The 20,644-nt window shown below is 70.4% G+C and carries 17 protein-coding genes; 11 read left to right on the forward strand and 6 right to left on the reverse strand.

The window, feature by feature from the left end; all coding sequences use genetic code 11:
• The first annotated feature begins 47 nt into the window (after positions 1–47).
• The 3 genes from AC1PK7_RS13700 (at position 48) to AC1PK7_RS13710 (ending at position 3,634) form a co-directional block, all read left to right on the forward strand.
• Positions 48–1,520, forward strand: a complete 1,473-nt coding sequence (locus AC1PK7_RS13700; RefSeq protein ID WP_481098485.1) for a DNA-3-methyladenine glycosylase 2 family protein — start codon at positions 48–50, stop codon at positions 1,518–1,520.
• Positions 1,517–2,041 (forward strand): methylated-DNA--[protein]-cysteine S-methyltransferase, encoded by a 525-nt coding sequence (locus AC1PK7_RS13705; RefSeq protein WP_481098486.1) that lies wholly within the window; start codon positions 1,517–1,519, stop codon positions 2,039–2,041. Before AC1PK7_RS13700 ends, AC1PK7_RS13705 begins: the two co-directional genes overlap by 4 nt.
• Positions 2,042–2,212: 171 nt before the next feature.
• Positions 2,213–3,634, forward strand: a complete 1,422-nt coding sequence (locus tag AC1PK7_RS13710; RefSeq protein ID WP_481098487.1) for a chloride channel protein — start codon at positions 2,213–2,215, stop codon at positions 3,632–3,634.
• Between the two features lie 164 nt (positions 3,635–3,798).
• Here AC1PK7_RS13710 and AC1PK7_RS13715 read toward each other — a convergent pair whose 3' ends face one another.
• Positions 3,799–3,984 (reverse strand): 30S ribosomal protein THX, encoded by a 186-nt coding sequence (locus tag AC1PK7_RS13715; RefSeq protein ID WP_010343492.1) that lies wholly within the window; start codon positions 3,982–3,984, stop codon positions 3,799–3,801.
• A 111-nt stretch (positions 3,985–4,095) separates the two neighbouring features.
• The gene (locus tag AC1PK7_RS13720) at positions 4,096–4,509 is read right to left on the reverse strand and encodes a MerC domain-containing protein (RefSeq protein WP_481098488.1); all 414 of its coding nucleotides are present in this window, start codon (positions 4,507–4,509) and stop codon (positions 4,096–4,098) included.
• Between the two features lie 154 nt (positions 4,510–4,663).
• On the opposite strand from AC1PK7_RS13720, the gene AC1PK7_RS13725 reads away from it, so the two are divergent.
• Positions 4,664–6,736 carry a TonB-dependent receptor gene (locus AC1PK7_RS13725; RefSeq protein ID WP_481098489.1) on the forward strand — a complete coding sequence of 691 codons (2,073 nt, stop codon included), beginning with the start codon at positions 4,664–4,666 and terminating at the stop codon, positions 6,734–6,736.
• 55 nt (positions 6,737–6,791) lie between these two features.
• Here AC1PK7_RS13725 and AC1PK7_RS13730 read toward each other — a convergent pair whose 3' ends face one another.
• Positions 6,792–7,124, reverse strand: coding sequence for a DMT family transporter (locus AC1PK7_RS13730; protein ID WP_267099590.1), 333 nt, complete (start codon positions 7,122–7,124; stop codon positions 6,792–6,794).
• Positions 7,125–7,473: 349 nt separating this feature from the next.
• Here AC1PK7_RS13730 and AC1PK7_RS13735 point away from each other — a divergent pair, with 349 nt between their 5' ends.
• The 4 genes from AC1PK7_RS13735 to AC1PK7_RS13750 all read left to right on the forward strand — a co-directional run bounded on the left by AC1PK7_RS13735 (position 7,474) and on the right by AC1PK7_RS13750 (position 14,249).
• Positions 7,474–9,864, forward strand: coding sequence for a TonB-dependent receptor (locus tag AC1PK7_RS13735; protein WP_481098490.1), 2,391 nt, complete (start codon positions 7,474–7,476; stop codon positions 9,862–9,864).
• A 345-nt stretch (positions 9,865–10,209) separates the two neighbouring features.
• Complete coding sequence (locus tag AC1PK7_RS13740; protein ID WP_481098491.1) at positions 10,210–11,043, forward strand: 2Fe-2S iron-sulfur cluster-binding protein; 834 nt, start codon at positions 10,210–10,212, stop codon at positions 11,041–11,043.
• Positions 11,030–12,031 carry an FAD binding domain-containing protein gene (locus AC1PK7_RS13745; protein WP_481098492.1) on the forward strand — a complete coding sequence of 334 codons (1,002 nt, stop codon included), beginning with the start codon at positions 11,030–11,032 and terminating at the stop codon, positions 12,029–12,031. Before AC1PK7_RS13740 ends, AC1PK7_RS13745 begins: the two co-directional genes overlap by 14 nt.
• Before the next feature lie 22 nt (positions 12,032–12,053).
• Positions 12,054–14,249, forward strand: a complete 2,196-nt coding sequence (locus AC1PK7_RS13750; protein WP_481098493.1) for a xanthine dehydrogenase family protein molybdopterin-binding subunit — start codon at positions 12,054–12,056, stop codon at positions 14,247–14,249.
• Between the two features lie 157 nt (positions 14,250–14,406).
• On the opposite strand, the gene AC1PK7_RS13755 is transcribed toward AC1PK7_RS13750, so the two are convergent.
• The 3 genes from AC1PK7_RS13755 to AC1PK7_RS13765 all read right to left on the reverse strand — a co-directional run bounded on the left by AC1PK7_RS13755 (position 14,407) and on the right by AC1PK7_RS13765 (position 17,413).
• A complete protein-coding gene (locus AC1PK7_RS13755; RefSeq protein WP_481098494.1) occupies positions 14,407–15,012 on the reverse strand; it encodes a nucleotidyltransferase family protein in 606 nt (201 codons plus the stop codon).
• Entirely contained in the window at positions 15,012–15,986 is a 975-nt protein-coding gene (locus tag AC1PK7_RS13760) for an XdhC family protein (protein ID WP_481100899.1), read from the reverse strand. Before AC1PK7_RS13760 ends, AC1PK7_RS13755 begins: the two co-directional genes overlap by 1 nt.
• A gap of 278 nt (positions 15,987–16,264) precedes the next feature.
• A complete protein-coding gene (locus tag AC1PK7_RS13765; RefSeq protein ID WP_481098495.1) occupies positions 16,265–17,413 on the reverse strand; it encodes a winged helix-turn-helix domain-containing protein in 1,149 nt (382 codons plus the stop codon).
• 206 nt (positions 17,414–17,619) lie between these two features.
• Here AC1PK7_RS13765 and AC1PK7_RS13770 point away from each other — a divergent pair, with 206 nt between their 5' ends.
• From AC1PK7_RS13770 to AC1PK7_RS13780, 3 genes are read left to right on the forward strand one after another with little or no spacing between them, the layout of a single operon-like run.
• On the forward strand, positions 17,620–18,501 hold the full coding sequence (locus AC1PK7_RS13770) for a DUF2306 domain-containing protein (protein ID WP_481098496.1): 882 nt from the start codon (positions 17,620–17,622) through the stop codon (positions 18,499–18,501).
• A 46-nt stretch (positions 18,502–18,547) separates the two neighbouring features.
• Positions 18,548–19,627: a sensor histidine kinase gene (locus tag AC1PK7_RS13775; RefSeq protein ID WP_226977998.1), complete on the forward strand. Its 1,080-nt coding sequence runs from the start codon at positions 18,548–18,550 to the stop codon at positions 19,625–19,627.
• Complete coding sequence (locus tag AC1PK7_RS13780) at positions 19,624–20,403, forward strand: LytR/AlgR family response regulator transcription factor (RefSeq protein WP_481098497.1); 780 nt, start codon at positions 19,624–19,626, stop codon at positions 20,401–20,403. The genes AC1PK7_RS13775 and AC1PK7_RS13780 overlap by 4 nt, the downstream gene beginning before the upstream one ends.
• The last annotated feature ends 241 nt before the right edge of the window (positions 20,404–20,644 follow it).

Raw genomic sequence — 20,644 nt, forward strand, 5'->3', positions numbered from 1 at the left:
TCCGAAAACGGCCAGTGCACCGCGCCGGGGCCGACTAGACTGGCGCCATGCCTGCCCTCGCCGCCACCGATCACGCCCTCTACGACCGCGCCCGCCAGTCGCGCGATGCGCGCTTCGACGGTGTGTTCTTCACTGCGGTGCGCAGCACCGGCATCTACTGCAGGCCGGTCTGCCCGGCACCGCCGCCCAAGCGCAGCAATGTGCGCTACTACCCCAGCGCCGCGGCCGCCGCGGCCGCCGGCTACCGACCGTGCCTGCGCTGCCGTCCCGAACTGTCGCCGGAAGCACAGCAGCAAGTAGGCGAAGAGGTCGTGCGGCGCGCACTGGCGCTGATCGCCGAGGGCGCGCTGCAGGACGCCAGCGTCGCCGCGCTGGCCGCCGAACTGGGGATCAGCGCGCGCCAGTTGCAGCGCCTGTTCGTGGCCCAACTCGGCGCCACCCCGGTCGCGGTGCACGCCACCCGGCGTCTGTTGCTGGCCAAGCAACTGCTCACCGAGACCGCGCTGCCGATCACCCAGGTGGCGCTGGCGGCCGGCTTCAACAGCCTGCGCCGCTTCAACGCCGCGTTCCTAGACGGCTGCGGCATGCCGCCCTCGGCGATCCGCAAGCAGCGCGCCGAGAGTCCCGGCGGCGACCTGGTGCTGCGCCTGGGCTACCGGCCGCCGCTGGACTTCCCGGCGATGCTGGCGTTCCTGCGCAAACGCGCGATCCCCGGCATCGAACGCATCGGCGAGGCCAGCTACGAGCGCGTGCTCGGCCCCTGCGAGGCCTCCACCCGCATCCGCGTCGAGGCCGATCCGCAACGCCACGAATTGCGCCTGCACATCGCCGCGGCCGATCCGCGCGCCATTCCCGACATCGTGCGGCGGGTGCGCCGGGTGTTCGACCTGGATGCCGACCTGCGCGCGGTACACGCCACGCTCGGCGAGGATCCGCTACTGGGGCGCGCCATCGCGCGGCGCCCCGGATTGCGTGTGCCAGGCGGTTGGGACGGGTTCGAAGTGGCGGTACGCGCGGTGCTCGGCCAGCAGGTCAGCGTCGCTGGCGCCGCGACCCTGGCCGCGCGTCTGGTCGATCGCCATGGCGCCGTGCGGCCCGGCCAGCCACCGGGGCTGGACCGCGCCTTCCCGACGCCGCAGGCGCTGCGCGACGCGCCGCTGGAAGCGATCGGCCTGCCGCGCTCGCGGGCGGCGACGATCCGTGCGCTGGCGCAGGCGGTGCTGGACGGCCGCCTGTCCTTCCGCGCCGGCCAGCGCCTGGACGACTTCGTCGCCCACGCCATCACCTTGCCCGGCATCGGCGCCTGGACCGCGCAGTACATCGCCCTGCGTGCGCTCGGCCAGCCCGACGCCTTTCCCGCCGGCGACCTGGTGCTGCAACGCATGCTCGGCGAAGGCGGCGCACGCCTGAGCGAACGCGCCACCGAGGCGCGCGCGCAGGCCTGGCGCCCCTGGCGCGCCTACGCGGTGCTGCACCTGTGGCACCTGGCCAACGACCCTCCTGAGGAGACCCGCGCATGACCGCGTCCCCGCTGTCCTACGACCGTTTCGACACTCCGATCGGCATGCTCACCGTCGCGGTCGGCGCCGATGGCGTCCGCCACATCCTGTTCCCCGAGAACCGCTACGACGCTCGCGGCCGCGCCGACTGGGTGCACGATCCGGCGCCGGTGCGCGCCGCGCGCGAGCAACTGCTGGCCTACTTCGCCGGCGAGCGCGACCATTTCGACCTGCCGCTGGCGCCGCACGGCACCGACTTCCAGAAGCGGGTGTGGCTGGCGCTGGCCGAGATCCCGTTCGGCGCGACCTGGAGCTACGCGCAGCTGGCGCAGCATCTAGGCCAGCCGCGCGCGGTGCGTGCGGTCGGCGCCGCCAACGGCCGCAACCCGCTGCCGATCGTGCTGCCCTGCCATCGGGTGATCGGCGCCAACGGCGCGCTCACCGGCTTCGGTGGCGGCCTGCCGACCAAGGCGGCGCTGCTGGCGCTGGAGCGGCGCGAGGGTGGCGCGGCCGCCGGCACCGTGGCGCCGCTGTTCGGCTGAGCGTGTCGGCCACGTGGCGGCGCAGATCGACGTCCATCCCTCGCTTGAACCACCTGCTCGGTCTCCCTGCCGCGCCCGACGACGGCGATCCGCCGGCGCGGCGCTGAGCGCCAAGGCAACGGCCGCGGCGCGCCGGCGTCCGCCCAGGGCGACGCGTGCGACAATAGGCCGATGCACTCGCCCGATTCCGCGCAACCGCCGCGCCTGCGCCAACTGATCTCGCAGGAGAGCTGGAAGCAGCGCGCCGTGCTGTGGGGCGGCGCGGTGGCGGTGGCGCTGGTCTCCATCGTCTTCGCCAAGGCCAGCGACGCCGCCTTCCATCTGTTCCAGCGGATCATCGGGCATTCGCCATGGTGGGCGCTGCTGCTGACTCCGAGCGTGTTCGCCCTGCTCGCCTGGCTGACCAACGGCGCACTGCGCCCCACCCGTGGCAGCGGCATCCCGCAGGTGATCGCCGCGCTGGAACGTCCCGACGACGGCTTCCGCCAGGCCAATCTGTCGCTGCGCGTGTCCGCGGGCAAGCTGATGCTGACCACCATGGCCCTGTTCGGCGGCGCCTCGATCGGCCGCGAAGGCCCGACCGTGCACGTCGGCGCCAGCCTGATGTACGTGTTCGGGCGTTGGTTCGGCTTTCGCGATGCGCGCCAGGCCAGCCACTTCCTGCTGGCCGGCGGCGCCGCCGGCATCGCCGCGGCGTTCAACACGCCGCTGGCCGGCGTGGTGTTCGCCATCGAGGAACTGAGCGGGCGCTTCGAGCACCACTTCTCCGGCACCCTGCTGACCGCGGTGATCGTCGGCGGCGTGATCTCGCTGGGCCTGCTCGGCGACTACACCTACTTCGGCCGGGTCGCCACCGCCGGCCTGCCGCTGGGCAAGGCGTGGCTGGCGATCCTGCTGTGCGGCGTGGTCGCCGGCCTGCTCGGCGGCGCCTTCGCACGCATGGTGCTGCTCACCGTCGCCGGCAAGCCGCGCTGGCTGGGCGAGCTGCGCCGGCGCCAGCCGGTGCTGCTGGCCGCGCTGTGCGGCCTGGCGCTGGTGCTGCTGGGCCTGGTCTTCGGCACCGGCGCGTTCGGCACCGGCTACGAGCAGGCGCGCAGCCTGGTGCAGGGGCACGCCAGCGTCGGCCACGAATTCGGCCTGATGAAACTGCTGGCGAACCTGGTGTCCTACGTGGCCGGCATCCCTGGCGGCCTGTTCTCGCCGGCCCTGGCGGTCGGCGCCGGGCTGGGCCACAACCTGGCCGTGCTGATGCCGGGCGTGGACCCGCGCATCTTCGTGCTGCTGGGCATGTGCGCCTATCTCACCGGCGTGACCCAGGCGCCACTGACCTCGGCGGTGATCTCGCTGGAACTCACCGACAGCAGCGACATGCTGCTGCCGATCCTGGCCACGGTGCTGATCGCCCGCGGCGCTTCGGCGCTGGTCTGCCGCACGCCGATCTACCGCGGCCTGGCCGAGCTGTTGCTGGTGGCGCCGCCGCCGGCGCCCACGCCGCCCGCGGAAGAGGAAACGCCGACCTCGCTGGTGGCCGACCTGGCCGGCAGCGACCACGACGACCGCGACGACCACCCCACCGCGCCACGCCCGCACTGACTGGCGGCGCGCGTGCCGGCGCTGGTGCGATCGGGAAGCGCGCTGCCACTGCCGCTCCCGCCGCAAGACCGCCACCGGCCGCCTGGCGGCGACGGCCAGGGATGACACAGACATAAAAAAACGCGGCGCAAGCGCCGCGTTCTTCGTCGCACCCGGTGGCTGGCTCAGCCGGCCTTGGCGACCGTCTTCTTGGCCACGGCCTTCTTCACCGCCGGCGCCTTGACCACCGACTTCTTCGCGGCCGGCGCGGCAGCGCCCACGGCCACCTTGCTCACGCTGTGCGAGCGCGAATTGCCGTAGCTGGCGTTGTAGCGCTTGCCCTTGGCGGTCTTGCGGTCACCCTTACCCATGCTCATCGACTCCTGAATGTATGTGCGAAAACCCCCGCGCGATGCACGGGGTTTGGCGAGGCCAACGCGGTCGGCGCCCTCGCGCAAGGGCGGCAAGCCTACCACGTGCGCTCAATGGGCGCAGCTTGCGTCGTGCACGTGGCCGTGGTTCAGGCGCAGGTTGAGCAGGTGGGCCAGGCCCACCAGGGTGCCGCCGAAGGTCATGATCGCCGCATGCGGCGCCACTGCATGATGCAGCGCCGGCACCAGCAGGCCGGCCCACAGTGCCAGCAAGCCGAGGATGAGCAATCCCAGCGCCTGCCACACGCGGTGCCGGCGATAGCCGAGTACCAAGCTGAACAGGCCCAGGCAGGTCACGAACAGCACCAGCGTGCGCTCCACGCCGTCGCCCAGCCACATCGACAGGCCCAGCGAAGGCAGCACCGCCAAAGCCAGCGGCAGCACCGCGCAATGCACCGCGCACAGCAACGAACCGGTGGCGCCAAGGCGGTCGAGCGCGGCGCGCAGATCGAACGGTGAGGACATGACGGTCGGCACGGGTTGAAAGTGTTACGGAATAATATAACATTCGGCCGCCGGCGACCAGCGCGTCCCGTGCCTCTTCCTCGACCGTCCGCCGCCATTGCGCGGCGCCGGTGGTGCGCGCGTCGCCCCGAATGTCCCTCCTGATGGAATGCCCATGCCCGCTCCCCGTCCTGCCCTGCTCCGCCGTTCCGCCCTGTCCCTGGCTCTGCTTGGCCTGCTGAGCCCGTCGCTGGCCCTGGCCGCCGACCCTGCCGCCACGACGACCGCGGCCGATGCCACGCCGCCGGCCAGCGACAGCCGCCACGGCGCCGGCCACAGCCAGGACCGGCACGTGAAGGACATGGACCAGGTGGTGGTGACCGCCAGCCCGCTGCGCGATGCCGCCGGCGCGCTGAGCCAGCCGGTGGACGTGCTCGCCGGCGAGCGCCTGGACGAGAACCGCGGCGCCAGCATCGGCGAGACCGTGGCCAGCCTGCCGGGCGTGCAGAGCTCCAATTTCGGCCCCGGCGTGGGCCGGCCGATCATCCGCGGCCTCGACGGCCCGCGCGTGGCGGTGCTCAACGACGGCCTGTCCTCGCAGGACGTGTCCACGGTCAGCCAGGACCATTCGCCGGCGGTGGAGTCGTTCCTGGCCGATCAGATCGAAGTGCTGAAAGGTCCGTCCACCCTGCTGTACGGCTCCGGCGCCATCGGCGGGGTGGTCAACGTGGTCGACGGGCGCATCGCCGAGACCCCGGTCGACGGTGTGCACGGCCGTGCCGAAGCGCGCTGGGAAGGCGGCGACAAGAGCGGCAACACCGACATGTTCCGCGTCGATGCCGGCAACGGCAGCGGCCTGTCGATCCATGCCGACGGCGTGTACCGCAACCTGAAGGACTACGACACGCCGGAAGGCCCGCAGCTCAACTCGTTCGTCAAGTCCAAGGTCGGCTCGATCGGCAGTTCGCTGGCCGGCGACTGGGGCTTCGTCGGCGTGTCGGTCTCGCGCTTCCGCGACGACTACGGCAACCCGGGCGAACCCGGTGACCCGGCTGCCGGCGAGCGCGGCGTGTCGCTGCAGCTGCACCAGGACCGCTTCGAGCTCAAGGGCGCGCTGAACGATCCGTGGGGCGACGGCAGCGCGCTGCGCTACAGCTTCGGCCACACCGCCTACAGCCATACCGAATTCGAAGGCGCGGAAGTCGGCACCAAGTTCGACAAGCGCGCCAACGAAGGCCGCGTGGAGGCCTCCTTCGGCCTGGGCGGCGGCTGGCAGACCGCTGTCGGCGTGCAGGGCAGCGACTCGACCTTCCAGGCCATCGGCGAAGAAGCCTTCGTGCCGAAGACCGATACCCGCGCCATCGGCGTGTTCGCGCTGGCGCGCAACAGCTGGGACCGCGTGCAGGCCGAAGTCGGCGCGCGCGTGGACAAGACCAAGTATGAGACCGACACCGGCGTGGACCGCGACTTCACCCCGAAGAGCCTGTCGCTGAGCGGCGGTTTCCGCTTCAACGAGCAGTGGCGCCTGACCGCCAACCTCGACCACGCCGAGCGCGCCCCGGCCGAGGAAGAACTGTTCGCCAACGGCCCGCACATCGCCACCCTCGCCTACGAGATCGGCAACCCCGACCTGAAGACCGAGAAGGCCAACCAGGCCGAGCTGGGGCTGATCTTCAAGAACGACTGGGTGGATGCGAAGGTCTCCGGCTACTACAACCGCTACGACGACTTCATCTACATCGTCGACACCGGCGGCCAGTGGTACCACGAGGAAGACAACGATTTCCTGCCGATCCGCCAGTGGACCCAGGCCGATGCGATCTTCCATGGCTTCGAAGGCGAGGCCACCTTCCACCTGGCCGACAACGACAGCGGCGCCTGGGACCTGCGCGTGTTCGGCGATACCGTGCGTGCTCGCCTGAAGGATGGCGGCAACCTGCCGCGCATCGCGCCGGCGCGCTACGGCGCGCAGCTGCGCTGGGACGCCAGCCACTGGCGCGCCGCGCTGGGCGCCACCCGCTACCAGAAGCAGGACAAGGTGGCGGTCAATGAGACCCCGACCGCCGGCTATACCCTGGTCGATGCGCACCTGGCCTATCACATGGACAGCGGCAGCACGGCCTGGGAAGTGTTCCTGGACGGCAACAACCTGACCAACCAGGACGCGCGCGTGCACACCTCGTTCCTCAAGGACGAGGTCATGCTGCCCGGCCGCAGCGCCTCGTTCGGTGTGCGCCTGTTCTTCTGATCGGGCACGCTCGCCGCAGCGTGAGGAGGCCGCCTTCGGGCGGCCTTTTCTTTGGCTAATGCGGCGCGCTGCGCGAGAACACGTTGATCACCACCACGCCGGCGACGATCAGCGCCATGCCGACGATCGCCGGCGGATCCAGCGCCTGGCCGAACCGCCACCACGCCAGCAGCGAGATCAACACGATGCCGATGCCCGACCAGAGCGCATAGGCCACGCCCACCGGCACGCTGCGCAGGGTGAGAGACAGCAGATAGAAGGCGATGCCATAGCCGCACAGTGCCAGCAGCGTCGGCCACAGCCGGGTGAAGCCCGCGCTGGCCTTCAGCGCCGAGGTCGCGACCACCTCGGCGAGGATGGCCACCAGCAGGAACAGCCAGTTCTTCATTGCAACACGCTCTTGCATACACGCGCGCCACGATAGCAAGTGGCGCGTGGTGACGATGGCGACGGCGTTCTCCCGATTGCCCACGTGCAACCGTGCATGCACAGGCGACGCCACGCTGCGCAGCGCACGCCGTGCGTGGCGGTGCGATGGCAGCCTGCGTGGGCAACCTGTCACGCAAACCTCGTCCTTACCGCGCTGCACAACAGCCCAAGCGCTGGACGGCGTTACAAAGGGCGCCGCGCGTCGCCCCCTGCTTCGCGCCGTACCGGCCGATACGACGCGGCCGCGCGCTGCACGCGCGTGCCGCATCCCGGCCGATCGTTCCGAATGAAGAAAGGAGAGATTCTTCATGCATCTTGCGCCGCTTCGCCATCTGCTGCCCCTGTCCATCGCCGCCGCCGTGCTCGCGTCCCCCGCGCTGGCGCAGACCGCCGACGCACCCGCTGCGCCGGCCACGCAACCCGACGCCACCACCCTGGATACCGTGGTCGTCAGCGGCACTGCGCGCTTCAGCGGCTTGCGCAAGCGCGATGCGAGCTTCTCGATCACCACCGCCACACCCGAACAGATCCAGCAGGCGGTGCCGCAGAGCAGCGCCGACCTGCTGAAGATCGTGCCGGGCGTGTGGGCCGAACCCAGCGGCGGCGGCACCGGCGCCAACATCTTCGTGCGCGGCATGCCGTCGGAAGGCGATGCGCCGTTCGTCACCTTCCAGCTCGATGGCGCGCCGCTGTTCCCGCCGCCGACCCTGTCGTTCCTGGAAAACTCCACGCTGTTCCGCACCGACGACACCATCGAACGCATGGAAGTGCTGCGCGGCGGTTCCAGCCCGATCTTCTCCAACGGCCAGGCCGGCATCACCGTCAACTTCATCCAGAAGAAGGGCCAGGACGAGCCGGAGGGCAGTGTGCGCCTCACCGGCGGCAGCGACGCCCTGCGCCGCATCGACCTGTTCAACAGCGGGCCGATGGGCAACGGCTGGTACTACAGCATCGGCGGCTTCTTCCGCGAGACCGACGGCGTGCGCGATCCGCAGTTCCCCGCCGACAAGGGCGGCCAGTTCAGCGCCACCCTGAGCAAGCGCTGGGACAGCGGCGAGCTGTCGTTCTATGCGCGCCATACCGACGACAACAACGCCTTCTACACCGCGATCCCGCTGCTCTCGCGCAACAACGGCAGCGACCTGTCCAGCTTTCCCGGCCTAGACGCACAGCACGGCACGCTGCTGAGCAACGACTTCCGCAACGTCACCCTGCCGGTCGGCCCCAACGGCCAGACCATCCGGCGCGATCTCGGCGACGGCCGCGGCGTCAACATCGACGTGTTCGGCGGCGAGCTGAACTGGCAGCTGGGCGACTGGACCCTGGCCGACCGTTTCAACGTGATGGGCGGCACCGCGCCGACCTATGCGTTGTTCACCGGCGACGCGCCGCAGCGGCTGGGCGACTTCATCGCCGGCTACGGCAGCAGCGGCAGCGCGCGCTACACCAATGGCGGCGGCGCGATCGATCCGGACCAGCAGGTGCTGGAAGCCGGCTGGTGGTCGGTGGACAAGCGCCTGAACTCCTTCACCAACGACCTGCGCCTGAGCCGCACGCTGTTCGCCGGCAACACGCTCACCGTGGGCAGCTACTACGCCAGGTACACCTCCAACGACACCTGGTACCTCGGCAACACCATGCTGCTGACCGCGCAGAACCATGCGCGGCGCATCGACGTGACGCTGGACGATGGCCGCCAGCCGACGCGCGACGGCTTCACCAGCACCGCCTTCCTGGCGCTGCGCGCGCATTACGAGGGCGAGAACGCCGCGGTGTTCGTCGCCGACGAATGGGAACTGGACGAACGCCTGCGCCTGGACCTGGGCGTGCGCTACGAGCGCCAACGCGTCACCGGCACCGTGCACGACACCGCCACCGTGGACCTGGACGGCAATCCGGCCACGCTCTACGACAATGCCACCTCGATCTCGCTGCCGAGCGCGCGGCGCATCGACCAGGACGACAATGCGCTGTCGTGGACGGCCGGATTGAACGTCAAGCTCGACACGCACAACAGCGTGTTCGCGCGGGTCAATTCCGGGGTCAAGTTTCCCGGCTTCGACAACCTGCGCGACGGGCAGACCAAGGTGCAAGACATCCGGCAATACGAACTGGGGTTGAAGTCGGGTGCGGCCAACTACGATCTGTACCTCACGGCGTTCTACAACACCTTCAAGAATTCGCCGTTCCAGGCCTTCCTGGCCAACGGCAGCAACTTCACCACGGTCGGCGATTCGCGCGCCTACGGCCTGGAGGTGGAAGGCGCGATCCGCCCGTTCGGCGGTTTCGAACTGGCCGGCACCGGGGTGTGGCTGGACGCCAAGTACCGCAACTACCGCGAGTACACCGGCAACCAGGTCATGCGCCAGCCCAAGCGCCAGTTCCGGCTGACGCCGAGCTACTACTGGATGCTGCCGTTCGGCGACCTGCGCGTGTTCGCGACCTATTCCTACATCGGCGAACGCTACGCCGACCTGGCCAACAGCCAGCGCCTGCCGTCCTACGACATGCTCGACGTCGGTGCCAGCCTGCACAGCGGCGAGCACTGGGAGTTCACCGTCAGCGGCAGCAACGTGACCGACACGCTGGGCCTGACCGAAGGCAATGTGCGCGTACCCGGCGCGGCCACCGGCGGCGTGTTCATGGGCCGCCCGATCGCCGGCCGCCAGTATCAGCTGTCGGTGGCGTATCGCTGGTAGCGCCTGCCGCATCGCAGACGCACGCGACGCCACCGCGACACTGGCGTCGCGTGGCGCCAGCCATGACAGGCGCAATCGGGCGCCTGTCGTGGCGGAAATCGCATCTGCAGAAGCGCATGCACGCGCATCCCGATCCGGCACGTCCATCCGTCCGCATCACTGCGCTGACACCCTCCCTTCGCGTTCTCTTCGCAGTCCCTTCGCGGTCCCGCCGCGATGCTCGCGATTGGGTACCGATGCGTGCCCGCACGTCGGCGTCGCGATGGCGGCGCCGCTACCCAGGTCGATTCGCTCCATGCTGCGCCACGGCGCGCGCGGTGGCGGTCCCCCAGGCAGGAGAGACCGATGCAGCATGACCCCCACCATTCCGAGGCCGCGTCCGGCACTGCCGACAGCTCGCGCGATACCCCATTGAGCGAGGACGAAGCCGCGCTGGCGCGCCGGCTCGGCATCAGCGGCCTCTCGCGCCGCGAATTCCTCGCCCTGCTCTCGGCCGCCGGCCTCAGCAGCGCGGGTGGGCAGATCCTCTTCAGCGAGGCCGCGTTTGCCGCCCCCGTCGCCAAGGCCGCGCCGCCGCAGAACGCGCTGCCGGTCGTCCTCGAGGTCAATGGCCAGCGCCACGCGCTGCAGCTGGATCCACGGACCACCTTGCTGGATGCGCTGCGCGAACACCTGGCGCTGACCGGCACCAAGAAGGGCTGCGACCACGGCCAGTGCGGCGCCTGCACGGTGATCGTCGACGGCGAGCGCCGGCTGTCCTGCCTGACACTGGCCGCGCAGGCCGAAGACACGCAGATCACCACCATCGAGGGCCTGGCCGACGGCGAGCGACTGCATCCGATGCAGGCCGCGTTCGTGCAGCACGACGGGTTCCAGTGCGGCTACTGCACCCCTGGACAGATCTGCTCGGCGGTGGCGTTGTTGAACGAGATCAAGCGCGGGGATGCCAGCCACGTCAGCACCGACGTCAGCCGACCGGTCACCGAACTCAGCGACGCCGAGGTGCGCGAGCGCATGAGCGGCAACATTTGCCGCTGCGGCGCCTACCCCAAGATCGTCGCCGCCATCCAGGACGTGCACAGCGGCGGCGCGCCGCGGCCGCTGACCTGGCGCTATGTCGACCAGTCCGAACTGACCGCCCTGAAGATGGCGAAGGAGGTGGCCGATGACGCCGTTTAAGTACCAGCGCGCGACCTCGGCGGAGGACGCGGTGCGCCGCGTCGCCGCCAACCCGAACGCACGCTTCCTCGGCGGTGGTACCAACCTGCTCGACCTGATGAAGGAAGGGGTGACCGGTGCCGACGAGATCGTCGACCTGACCCGGCTCAAGGGCCTGGCCGAGATCGCCGAGACCGCCGACGGCGGCCTGCGCCTGGGCGCGCTCGCCAACAACACGCAGACCGCCAACCATCCGCTGGTGCGCCAGCGCTATCCGCTGCTAAGCCAGGCGATCCTGGCCGGGGCCACGATGCAGCTGCGCAACATGGCCAGCAACGGCGGCAACCTGCTGCAGCGCACGCGCTGCGGCTATTTCTACGACACAGCCCTGCCCTGCAACAAGCGCGAACCAGGCAGCGGTTGCGGCGCCCGCGAGGGGCTCAACCGCACCCACGCGATCTTCGGTCACAGCCCGCACTGCGTGGCCGTGCACCCGTCGGACATGTGCGTGGCGCTGGCCGCACTGGATGCGACGGTGCAGGTGCGTACGCCGGCCGGCACCCAGCGCGAGATCCCGTTCGCCGAATTCCACCTGCTGCCCGAGACGCGCGCCGATATCGACAATCAGCTCGCGCACGGCGAACTGATCGAGTCGATCACCTTGCCGGCGCCGGGGTTCGCCGCGCACAGCCATTACCTGAAGGTGCGCGACCGGGCCAGCTACGCATTCGCATTGATTTCGGTAGCCGCGGCGCTGGCGCTGGAACCGGACGGGCGCATCCGCGAAGCGCGCATCGCCATGGGCGGGGTGGCGCACAAACCCTGGCGCGCGCGCGCCGCCGAACGTGCGCTGGCGGGCCAACACGTCGGCGAGGCCGCCTTCGCCGCCGCCGCGCAGGCCGAGATGGCCGCGGCACGGCCGCTGGCGCACAACGCCTACAAGATCCCGATGGGCACGCACGCGATGATCCGCGCCCTGCACCGCGCCAGCGGCAGCGATGCCGCGTGAGCGGCCAACCGGAGAACCGGCAATGAATTACATCGGCAAGGAAATGCGCCGCGTCGACGGCTTCGCCAAGGTCACCGGCAAGGCGCGCTATGCGGCGGAGTTCCAGATCCCGCATCTGGTCCACGGCTACATCCTCACCAGCACCATCGCCAAGGGCCGCATCGTGCGCATCGACACCCGCGCCGCCGAGGCCGCGCCAGGCGTGATCAAGGTGCTGACCCACCTCAATGCGATCAAGCCGGTCTCCGACGCGGTCAAGAAGAAGGGCGAAGACCTGTCGTTCCGTGCCCTGGTCGACGACCGCATCCACTTCAATGCGCAACCGATCGCGGTGGTGGTGGCCGCCACCTTCGAGCAGGCGCGGCATGCGTCGCGGCTGATCCAGGTGGAGTACGCCACCGAGGCCGCGCACACCGATTTCGACGCACTGCTCGGCCAGGCGCACGATCCGACCCCGGAAGAGTCGCCGAAGCCGCGCGGCAACCCGACTGCCGCGTTCGCCGCCGCGCCGGTGAAGCTGGAGGCCGCGTACACGATGCCGGTCGAGCACCACAACCCGATGGAACCGCACGGCGGCATCGGCTACTGGATCGGCGACACCCTGACCGTGGTCAACAAGAGCCAGAACGTCTACCAGGACCGCGAACAGCTGGCCGGCTATTTCGGCATTCCGGTGGACAAGGTCAACGTGGTCTCGCTGTTCGTCGGCGGCGCGTTCGGCTCCTGCCTGCGTCCCAACTACTACACCTTCCTACTCGGCGCGGTCTCCAAGGCGGTCGGCCTGCCGGTGAAGATCGTCTACACCCGGCGGCAGATGTTCAGCGGCCATGGCTACCGCCCCTACTACCGCGTGGAACTGGGGCTGGGCGCCGACGCCGCCGGCACGCTGCAGGCGATCCGCTACCGGCACGTGCTCAACACCTCGCGCATCGAGGCGTTCAACGAGGCCTTCTTCCGCAATGCGCGCTCGCTGTACGCCTGCCCCAATGTAGAGGATCGCTTCGAGGTGGTGGAGACCGACCTGCCGACGCCGCAGGCGATGCGCGCGCCCGGCACCATCAGCCAGATGTTCGGCATCGAGTGCGCGATGGACGAACTGGCCTATGCGCTGAAGATGGATCCGCTGCAACTGCGCCTGGCCAACTACGCCGAGACCGATCCGGAAACCGGCAAGCCGTTTTCGAGCAAGGCGCTGCGCGAGTGCTACGCGCTCGCCGCAGAGACCTTCGGCTGGAGCAAGCGCACGCCCGAGCCGCGTTCCATGCGCGACGGCCGCCTGCTGGTCGGCTGGGGCATGGCCACCGGCACCTGGGCGTCGATGCAGATGCCGGCGCTGGCACGGGTGGTACTGAAGGCCGACGGCAGCGCCCGCGTCGGCAGTGCCACGTCCGACATCGGCCCCGGCACCTACACGGTGATGACCCTGATCGCCGCCGAGTATCTGGGCATCGACGCCAAGCGCGTGCAGTTCGAACTGGGCGACACGCGCCTGCCCAAGGCACCGGCGCAGGGCGGCTCGTGGACCACCGCCAGCGTCGGCAGCGCGATCCACGGCGCGGCGCGCGAGATCCGCGGCAAGCTGCTGGAACTGGCCAGGCAGGATGGGCAGGCTGCATTCAGTGGGCTGGACGTGGATGCGGTGGAACTGGTCGACGGCCAGCTGCGCCCGACCGGCAAGCCCGAGGCCGGCCTGGAAGTTGCAAAGTTGATGCGCCAGCACGGCCTGCAGGAACTGGAGGTGGTGCACGAGTCCAAGCCCTCGGCCGAGCGCAAGCAGTACGCCACCGCCGCGCACGGCGCGCAGTTCATCGAGGTCAAGGTCGATCCGGATACCGGCATGGTGCAGGTGACGCGGGTCATCGAAGCCACCGCCTGCGGCAAGATCATGAATCCGCTGACCTCGCACAGCCAGGAAATCGGCGGCGTGGTGATGGGCATCGGCATGGCGCTCAGCGAAGGCACCGAGATCGACCATCGCTACGGGCGCATGCTCAACGCCTCGCTGGCCGACTATCACGTGCCGGTCAACGCCGACGTGCACGAGATCCAGACCATGTTCGTCGAAGAGAACGACACCATCGTCAACCCGCTCGGCGTCAAGGGCATGGGCGAGCTGGGCATGGTCGGCATTCCCGCGGCCATCGCCAATGCCGTGTTCCACGCCACCGGCAAGCGCATCCGCGACCTGCCGATCACTCCGGACAAGTTGATCGGCTGAGTGCGATCGCCGCGTGCTGCGCCGCGTTCTTGCGCGCAGTTTGTTCTTGTAGGAGCGGCTTCAGCCGCGACAGGCGTTACCGGGAATGCCTGTCGCGGCTGAAGCCGCTCCTACAAGGGGGGCGTCTGTCGCCGCAACGCCGCGGCCGACGCAACCGCTACGGATCCAGCCACCCCTTCGCCACCGCCGCCTGCACGTCCTCCGGCGTGTCCAGGTCCAGCGCCAACGCCGGCGCGACGATGCAGCCGAGGCTGTCCGGCGCCAGCGTCGCGAACAGCGTGCGCAAGCCCTGGTCGCCGCCCAACGGCAGCGTGCGCCAGCGCTGCTGCGCCACCACCGCCGGCATCCCGCGCACGCCTGCGTAGGCGCTGACCGCACAACCGGAGGTCGCCCGCGCGGCCGCGGCCAGCAGGTCCTGCAGATGCACTGATGTCAGGGCCGGCTGGTCGCAGCCGAGCACCAGGCTGCGGGCGATCGACGCATCGTCGCGTACCACCGCGCGCAGGCAGTCGAGACTGCCGCCCATGCCGGTGTCCCACTGCGGATTGCGCACGCACTCCACCGCAAGCCCCTCCAGCAGCGGGCGCATCGCTTCGGCCTGTGCGCCCAGCACCACCACGCAGCGCGCCGGCGCCGTGGACAGCGCCAGACGCACGACCCGACGCAGCAGCGGCTCGCCGTCGCTGGTCAGCGTCTGCTTGGCGCGGCCCAGGCGGCGGCTGGCGCCGGCGGCCAGGATCAACGCCGCGTGCGCCTGCGCCATCAGCCGCTGCCTTCGGCCAGCAATGGCCGCACCACCGCCACCGCATCGCGCGGCGATCGCCGCGACCTGTCGCCTGCCTGCGCGACCGCGCTCAGCCGCGGCGGCGCCGCCCGGCTGGCCTGCAACTGCGCGGCGATGCTCAACGCGATCGCCTCCGCACCGTTCCCTCCGAGGCGCAGCCCGATCGGCGAATGCAGGCGCGGCAAGAGCTGCGCACGTTGCGTCGGACTCAGCAGGCGGAACAGGTCCTCGCGCCGCCGCACCGGTCCCAGCAGGCCGAGGAACGGGATGGCGCTGCCGGCCAGCGCATCCAGCGCTTCGCGATCCAGTTCGAAATGGTGGTGCATCACCAGCGCCGCATCGCTGTCGGCGCAGTCAGCCAGCCCGCGCGTCGGCGTGCAGGCGAGCGCGCGGTCGGCCAGCGCCGCCAGTGCGACCCAGCGCGGCCGCTGCTCGACGAGGGTGGTCATCCAGCCCAACTGTCGCAGCAAGGGCAGCAACATGGCGGTTTCCGGGCCGGCGCCGAAGACGCTGACCCGCGGCGGCGGCGGCACGTGCACCTCGCCAAAGCGCGGCGACGTCGCAGACACCATGCGCCACGGCAGGCGCCACCGCGACGTCTGCCCGGCCACACTGGCGACAAAATCGCCATCGGCCTGCAGCGCCAGGGTCAAGCCACCGCGCCCCTGCAGCCAGGCCTGGGCCAATGCGTCGAAACCGGGCAAGGCGTGCAGCGGCAACAAGGCCAGGTGCAAGCGCCCCCGGCAACCGGCTGCCGAGCCGGACAGCAGGTCTTCGTCCTCGCGCGTATCGATCTCCATCCACGCCGGCGTCGCGGCGTCGGCGGCCTCCGCGGCGCAGCGCGCGATCTCCGGCTCCAGGCAACCGCCGCTCAGCCAGCCCTGCTGCGCACCATCGGCACCGAACAAGGCCATCGCGCCGGCGTGCGCGTAGGTGGAGCCTTCGCGGGCCATCGCCACGGCCAACACCGCGGGCGCACCACGGCGGCAGGCGTCGAGCGCATCTTGCAGACAGTGGCGGGCAGCGGACATGCGGCGGCCAGGCGAAGGGGGAATCCGGAGCCTAAGCGGCTGCCTGTGGTGGCGAGGTGACCCCGACGGCTGTTCGCGGCGCCGGCAACGCAAGGAAATCGGGGATGCCCAACACAATGCCTGCAACCGACGCTGTGTGGCGGATGCAGGTGCCGCCAGCGCTCGCCGCCAGCAGGCGATACCTCCGCGGCGACGGCCCGCTACGCCAGATGGAAGCGCTCGAAGCGCTGCAAGGCCGCGTCGATCGTGGCCTGCAGTGCCGCGCGACGCGGCACCAGCCAGGTCCATTGCTGGATCAGCAGGCGGCCGGCGCGCCGGTCCATCTTCAGGTCCAGCGCCGCGACGATGCGGTCGCCGACCAGGACCGGCAACGCGAAGTAGCCCAGCACCCGCTGCGGCGCCGGCACATAGGCCTCGAAGCGGTGGGTATAGTCGAAGAACTGCTGCAGCCGCTTGCGCTGGATCACCAGCGGATCGAACGGCGACAGCAGCAGCGCCCGCGTCGGATCCGGCGGCGGCGGTGTACTGTCCAGCAGCTCCGGCTCGGCCCACAGGGCCACGCCCTCCTGGCCCTGCAGATGCACCGGGACCAGGCGCTTGCGTGCCACTTCCGCGGCGATCAACGCCCGCACCGCCGGCTTGGCGGCGGTCTCGCCATAGCAGATCGACTCCACGCCGACGATGCCCTGCGCGCGCAGCGCACGCTGCAGCAGGTAACGCGCGTACTGCGCGTCGCTGACCGCACGCGGTCGCTGCCGCCAGCCGAAATGCCGCGCCGCCAGCTCGTAGGTCTTGAGCATGCCGCTGCGCTGGCTGATCACCAGGTCGCCACTGAAGAAACCGTACTGCAACGCGGCCCGCGAGGGCTTGCGGCTGCCCCAGGGGTGGGTCTTCTCGACCAGCACCTCGTCGTCGATGTCGCGGATCGACAACGGCCCCTCGTTGCGGATGCGCCGCAACAGCCGCGCATAGTCCTGCGCATCCACCGTGCCCCTGGCGTCGGCCTGTGCACGTCGGCGCGCCATCTGCGCCACGTACATGCGGTAGTCGGCGACCGGCACGTAGGCCAAGGCATGGGTCCAGTACTCGAACAGCGACTTGTCCTGCGACTGCGCCTGTTCCAGATCCCGTTCGCGGTACTCGGGAATGCGCGTGTACAGCACGTGGTGGTGGCTGCGCGCGATCACGTGGATGGTGTCGATCTGCACATAGCCCAGGTGCGCGGTCGCCTGCCGCACCGCTTCGGCACCGCTGCCGAACGGCGCCGGCGTGGTCAGGCGCTGCGCATGTAGCCACAGCGCACGCGCCCGGTCGGGCGCGATCGGGACGGAAGCGACGGGAGTGCGCATCGGAACGACCTTCCTGGCAATACGGTAGCGCCCATGAGGATAGCAACCCGGATTGCGCAATGCGGACCGCACTGCATCCGTCGCGGTGCGTTTCGTCGGCGCATGCCGCACTTCGTCCGCCGCGGCCGCCACCGGTCCGATCACGCAGGCGCGGCAGCGCCGCACTGTCGACACTGCGTGTCACCGCCACCGCCGCGCACGCCGCCATGTCCTCGATCGCCTCCACCCCGCACCACCCCGCTCCCGCCGCGCCGCACCTGGCGGGGCCGGCGCAGCCGCACGCCGGGCAAGGCTGGGCGACACGCCTGCTGCGTGGTGCCGCAGCGCTGTGGATGAGCATCGCCATCGGCGGTCAGCTCGCCTTTGCCGCCTATGTCGCCGGCTTCTACGGACGCACTGCGCTGGCCGGCACCCCCGAGCGCTGGAACCAGGTGATGGCGCGCGGCCATGTCGCCGGCGACACCGTGTTCAATGCGGTACTGGCGCTGCACCTGGGCCTGGCCGTGGCGATCGTACTCGGCGGCGCAGCGCAGTTGCTGCCGGCGTTGCGGCGCAGGCGTCCCGCCCTGCATCGCTGGAACGGACGCATCTACCTGGTCTGCGCCGTCGTACTCAGCCTGGGCGGACTGGCGATGATCTGGATCCGCGGCGGCGTCGCTGGCGACCTGGGGCAGCATCTGGGCACCAGCGCCAATGCGGTGCTGATCCTGCTGTGCGTGGCCATGGCCTGGCGCCACGCCCGCCGCGGCCAGTGGCCGGCGCACCGGCGCTGGGCGCTGCGCCTGTTCCTGGCCGTCAGCGGCGTGTGGTTCTTCCGGATCGGGCTGATGGGCTGGCTGGCCCTCAACCAGGCGCCGGTCGGTTTCGATCCTGACCGTTTCGTCGGCCCGACGCTGACCGCCCTGGCGTTCGCGCAGACCTTGCTGCCGCTGGCGGTGCTGGAACTGTATCTGCGCGCACTCGACAGCCGCCGCAGCGGCCCGCAGTGGTTGGCGACGGCGGTACTCGCCGCCATGAGCGCGGCCACCCTGGTCGGCACCCTCGCCGCGGTGGGGGGGATGTGGTGGCCGGTGCTGCGGCACGCCTGAGCGCAGCCACCGCGGCGAACGCCCGCGCTCCGGTATGCTCGCGGCCATGTCGCCTCCGTCCCCGCTCTCCGCACCGCCGCGCATGCCTGCGCTGCTGACCTGGGCGCGCATCGTGCCGGTGTTCCTGGTCTCCGGCACGCTCGGCCTGCTGATGAGCCTGAGTTGGGACAGTCCCCTGCCGGTCCTGGTCCGCAGCCTCATGCTGGGAGCGGCTGCGCTGGGTGCCTACACGCTGTTGGAGCGCCGGCCACAACGGCTGCCGCCCTGGCTGGCGCGCTGGGCGCTGCAGGTGGCCGGCGTCGCACTGGCGATCCCGACGACGACCCTGCTGATCTACCTGGGCTCCACCCACGCCGGTGCGCCGCCGTTCTGGCAGGACCCGGATCGGCTGGCCGGCTTCGCCACGCTGACCATCGTCGGCGTGCTGATCGCGCCATGGATGGCGCTGGCCGCCCTGGTGCGGCAGAAGGATGCGTTGGCCCGGCACCAGGCATTGGCGTTCGCGTTGGAACGCAGCGAACTGGAACGCGAGGCGCTCGATGCGCGCCTGCAGCTGTTGCAACGCCAGGTCGCCCCGCATTTTCTGTTCAATACTCTGGCCAACGTGCAGGCGCTGATCGATGTCGGGTCGCCGCGGGCCGCAGACCTGATGCGCAGCCTGACCGCGTACCTGCACGCCGCGGTGCCGCGCCTGCACGAGGCCACTAGCACGGTGGGCGACGAACTGGCGCTGGCGCGCGCCTACCTGGAACTGATGCACATGCGCATGCCCGACCGGCTGCACTACACGATCGACGCCGAGGACGCCGTGCAGGCAGTGCGCTGCCCGACTCTCGCCGTGCTGACCCTGGTCGAGAACGCGGTCAAGCATGGCATCGATCCGTCCGAGGAAGGCGGCAGCATCGCCATTCGTGCCTGGCGCAGCGGCGAGCGCTGCCATCTGCGTGTGGAAGACAGCGGCGCCGGCGAGGGCGACGGCCGCGGCGGGCTGGGCACCGGCCTGAGCACCTTGCGCGACCGCCTCGCGCTCGGCTTCGGCGATACGGCGCAGTTGCAGTTGCGTCCGCGCCTGCCGCACGGCACCTGCGCCGATCTCAGCCTGCCGATGACGGTACCGCCCCGATGATCCCGCCCACCGCGCTGATCGCCGACGACGAACCGCTGCTGCGCGAAGCCCTGCGGTGTCAGTTGGCGCGCCTGTGGCCCGACTTGCGGATCGTCGCCGAGGCGCGCAACGGCCGCGAGGCGGTGCGCCTGTTCGAGGAACATGCGCCGCAGATCTGCCTGCTCGACATCCAGATGCCAGGCCTGTCCGGCGTGCAGGCCGCGCAGCAGATCGGCCGCCGCGCGCATCTGGTGTTCGTCACCGCCTACACCGACTATGCGGTGCAGGCCTTTGCCGAAGGCGCGCTCGACTATCTGGTCAAGCCGGTGCAGGACGCGCGTCTGGCCGATACCGTCGCGCGGCTGCAACAGCGCCTGCAGGCGGCGCAACCGGCGGCCGACCTCAGCGAACAACTGTTGCGCCTGGCGCAGCGGCTGCGCCCACCCGAGCGCCCCGCCCCACTGCGCTGGCTGCAGGCACAGAGCGGCAGCAGCGTGCGCCTGATCGCCGTGGAAGCCATCGACTACCTGCGCTCGGACAGCAAGTACACCAGCGTGGCCTGGCGCGATCCGGACGGACAGGCGTGCACCTCAATCGTGTCCACGCCGCTCAGGGACCTGGCCGCGCAACTCGATCCGGATGACTTCCAGCAGGTGCACCGCTCGGTGGTGGTCAATCGCCGCGCGATCCTGCACGTGGTGCGTGGCGACAACGAGACCGCACAGATCCACCTGCGCGGCCGCGCGGAGACGCTGCCGGTCAGCCGCAGCTACCTGCCGCTGTTCCGGGCGATGTAGCGGCCTCTTCCGCGCGGACCTCACCACGCCGCGTGCCCGGGTGATGGCGTGCATGCCCGCATTCCGCTTTGCGCAGCCGTGGCGGCGCATCCGTTGCACGGGCCGCGCGGCCGTCGATGTGCTGGCGCAATTCGTAAACGCTTCGCACGCGCCGGCAGTGCGTTTCGACCGAAATCGTGCGCCATCGCGCGGCGATCGGCACAGTACCGGAACACATGCGAACTGCGTCATTTTCGCGGCG

The sequence above is a fragment of the Xanthomonas sp. NCPPB 3174 genome, from assembly GCF_056725205.1.

Excerpts from the sequence above, each read along its gene's own strand:
- AC1PK7_RS13700 (WP_481098485.1), top strand. The coding sequence starts at position 48 with ATGCCTGCCCTCGCCGCCACCGATCACGCCCTCTACGACCGCGCCCGC.
- AC1PK7_RS13705 (WP_481098486.1), top strand. The coding sequence starts at position 1,517 with ATGACCGCGTCCCCGCTGTCCTACGACCGTTTCGACACTCCGATCGGC.
- AC1PK7_RS13710 (WP_481098487.1), top strand. The coding sequence starts at position 2,213 with ATGCACTCGCCCGATTCCGCGCAACCGCCGCGCCTGCGCCAACTGATC.
- AC1PK7_RS13715 (WP_010343492.1), bottom strand. The coding sequence starts at position 3,984 with ATGGGTAAGGGTGACCGCAAGACCGCCAAGGGCAAGCGCTACAACGCC.
- AC1PK7_RS13720 (WP_481098488.1), bottom strand. The coding sequence starts at position 4,509 with ATGTCCTCACCGTTCGATCTGCGCGCCGCGCTCGACCGCCTTGGCGCC.
- AC1PK7_RS13725 (WP_481098489.1), top strand. The coding sequence starts at position 4,664 with ATGCCCGCTCCCCGTCCTGCCCTGCTCCGCCGTTCCGCCCTGTCCCTG.
- AC1PK7_RS13730 (WP_267099590.1), bottom strand. The coding sequence starts at position 7,124 with ATGAAGAACTGGCTGTTCCTGCTGGTGGCCATCCTCGCCGAGGTGGTC.
- AC1PK7_RS13735 (WP_481098490.1), top strand. The coding sequence starts at position 7,474 with ATGCATCTTGCGCCGCTTCGCCATCTGCTGCCCCTGTCCATCGCCGCC.
- AC1PK7_RS13740 (WP_481098491.1), top strand. The coding sequence starts at position 10,210 with ATGCAGCATGACCCCCACCATTCCGAGGCCGCGTCCGGCACTGCCGAC.
- AC1PK7_RS13745 (WP_481098492.1), top strand. The coding sequence starts at position 11,030 with ATGACGCCGTTTAAGTACCAGCGCGCGACCTCGGCGGAGGACGCGGTG.
- AC1PK7_RS13750 (WP_481098493.1), top strand. The coding sequence starts at position 12,054 with ATGAATTACATCGGCAAGGAAATGCGCCGCGTCGACGGCTTCGCCAAG.
- AC1PK7_RS13755 (WP_481098494.1), bottom strand. The coding sequence starts at position 15,012 with ATGGCGCAGGCGCACGCGGCGTTGATCCTGGCCGCCGGCGCCAGCCGC.
- AC1PK7_RS13760 (WP_481100899.1), bottom strand. The coding sequence starts at position 15,986 with ATGGCCCGCGAAGGCTCCACCTACGCGCACGCCGGCGCGATGGCCTTG.
- AC1PK7_RS13765 (WP_481098495.1), bottom strand. The coding sequence starts at position 17,413 with ATGCGCACTCCCGTCGCTTCCGTCCCGATCGCGCCCGACCGGGCGCGT.
- AC1PK7_RS13770 (WP_481098496.1), top strand. The coding sequence starts at position 17,620 with ATGTCCTCGATCGCCTCCACCCCGCACCACCCCGCTCCCGCCGCGCCG.
- AC1PK7_RS13775 (WP_226977998.1), top strand. The coding sequence starts at position 18,548 with ATGTCGCCTCCGTCCCCGCTCTCCGCACCGCCGCGCATGCCTGCGCTG.
- AC1PK7_RS13780 (WP_481098497.1), top strand. The coding sequence starts at position 19,624 with ATGATCCCGCCCACCGCGCTGATCGCCGACGACGAACCGCTGCTGCGC.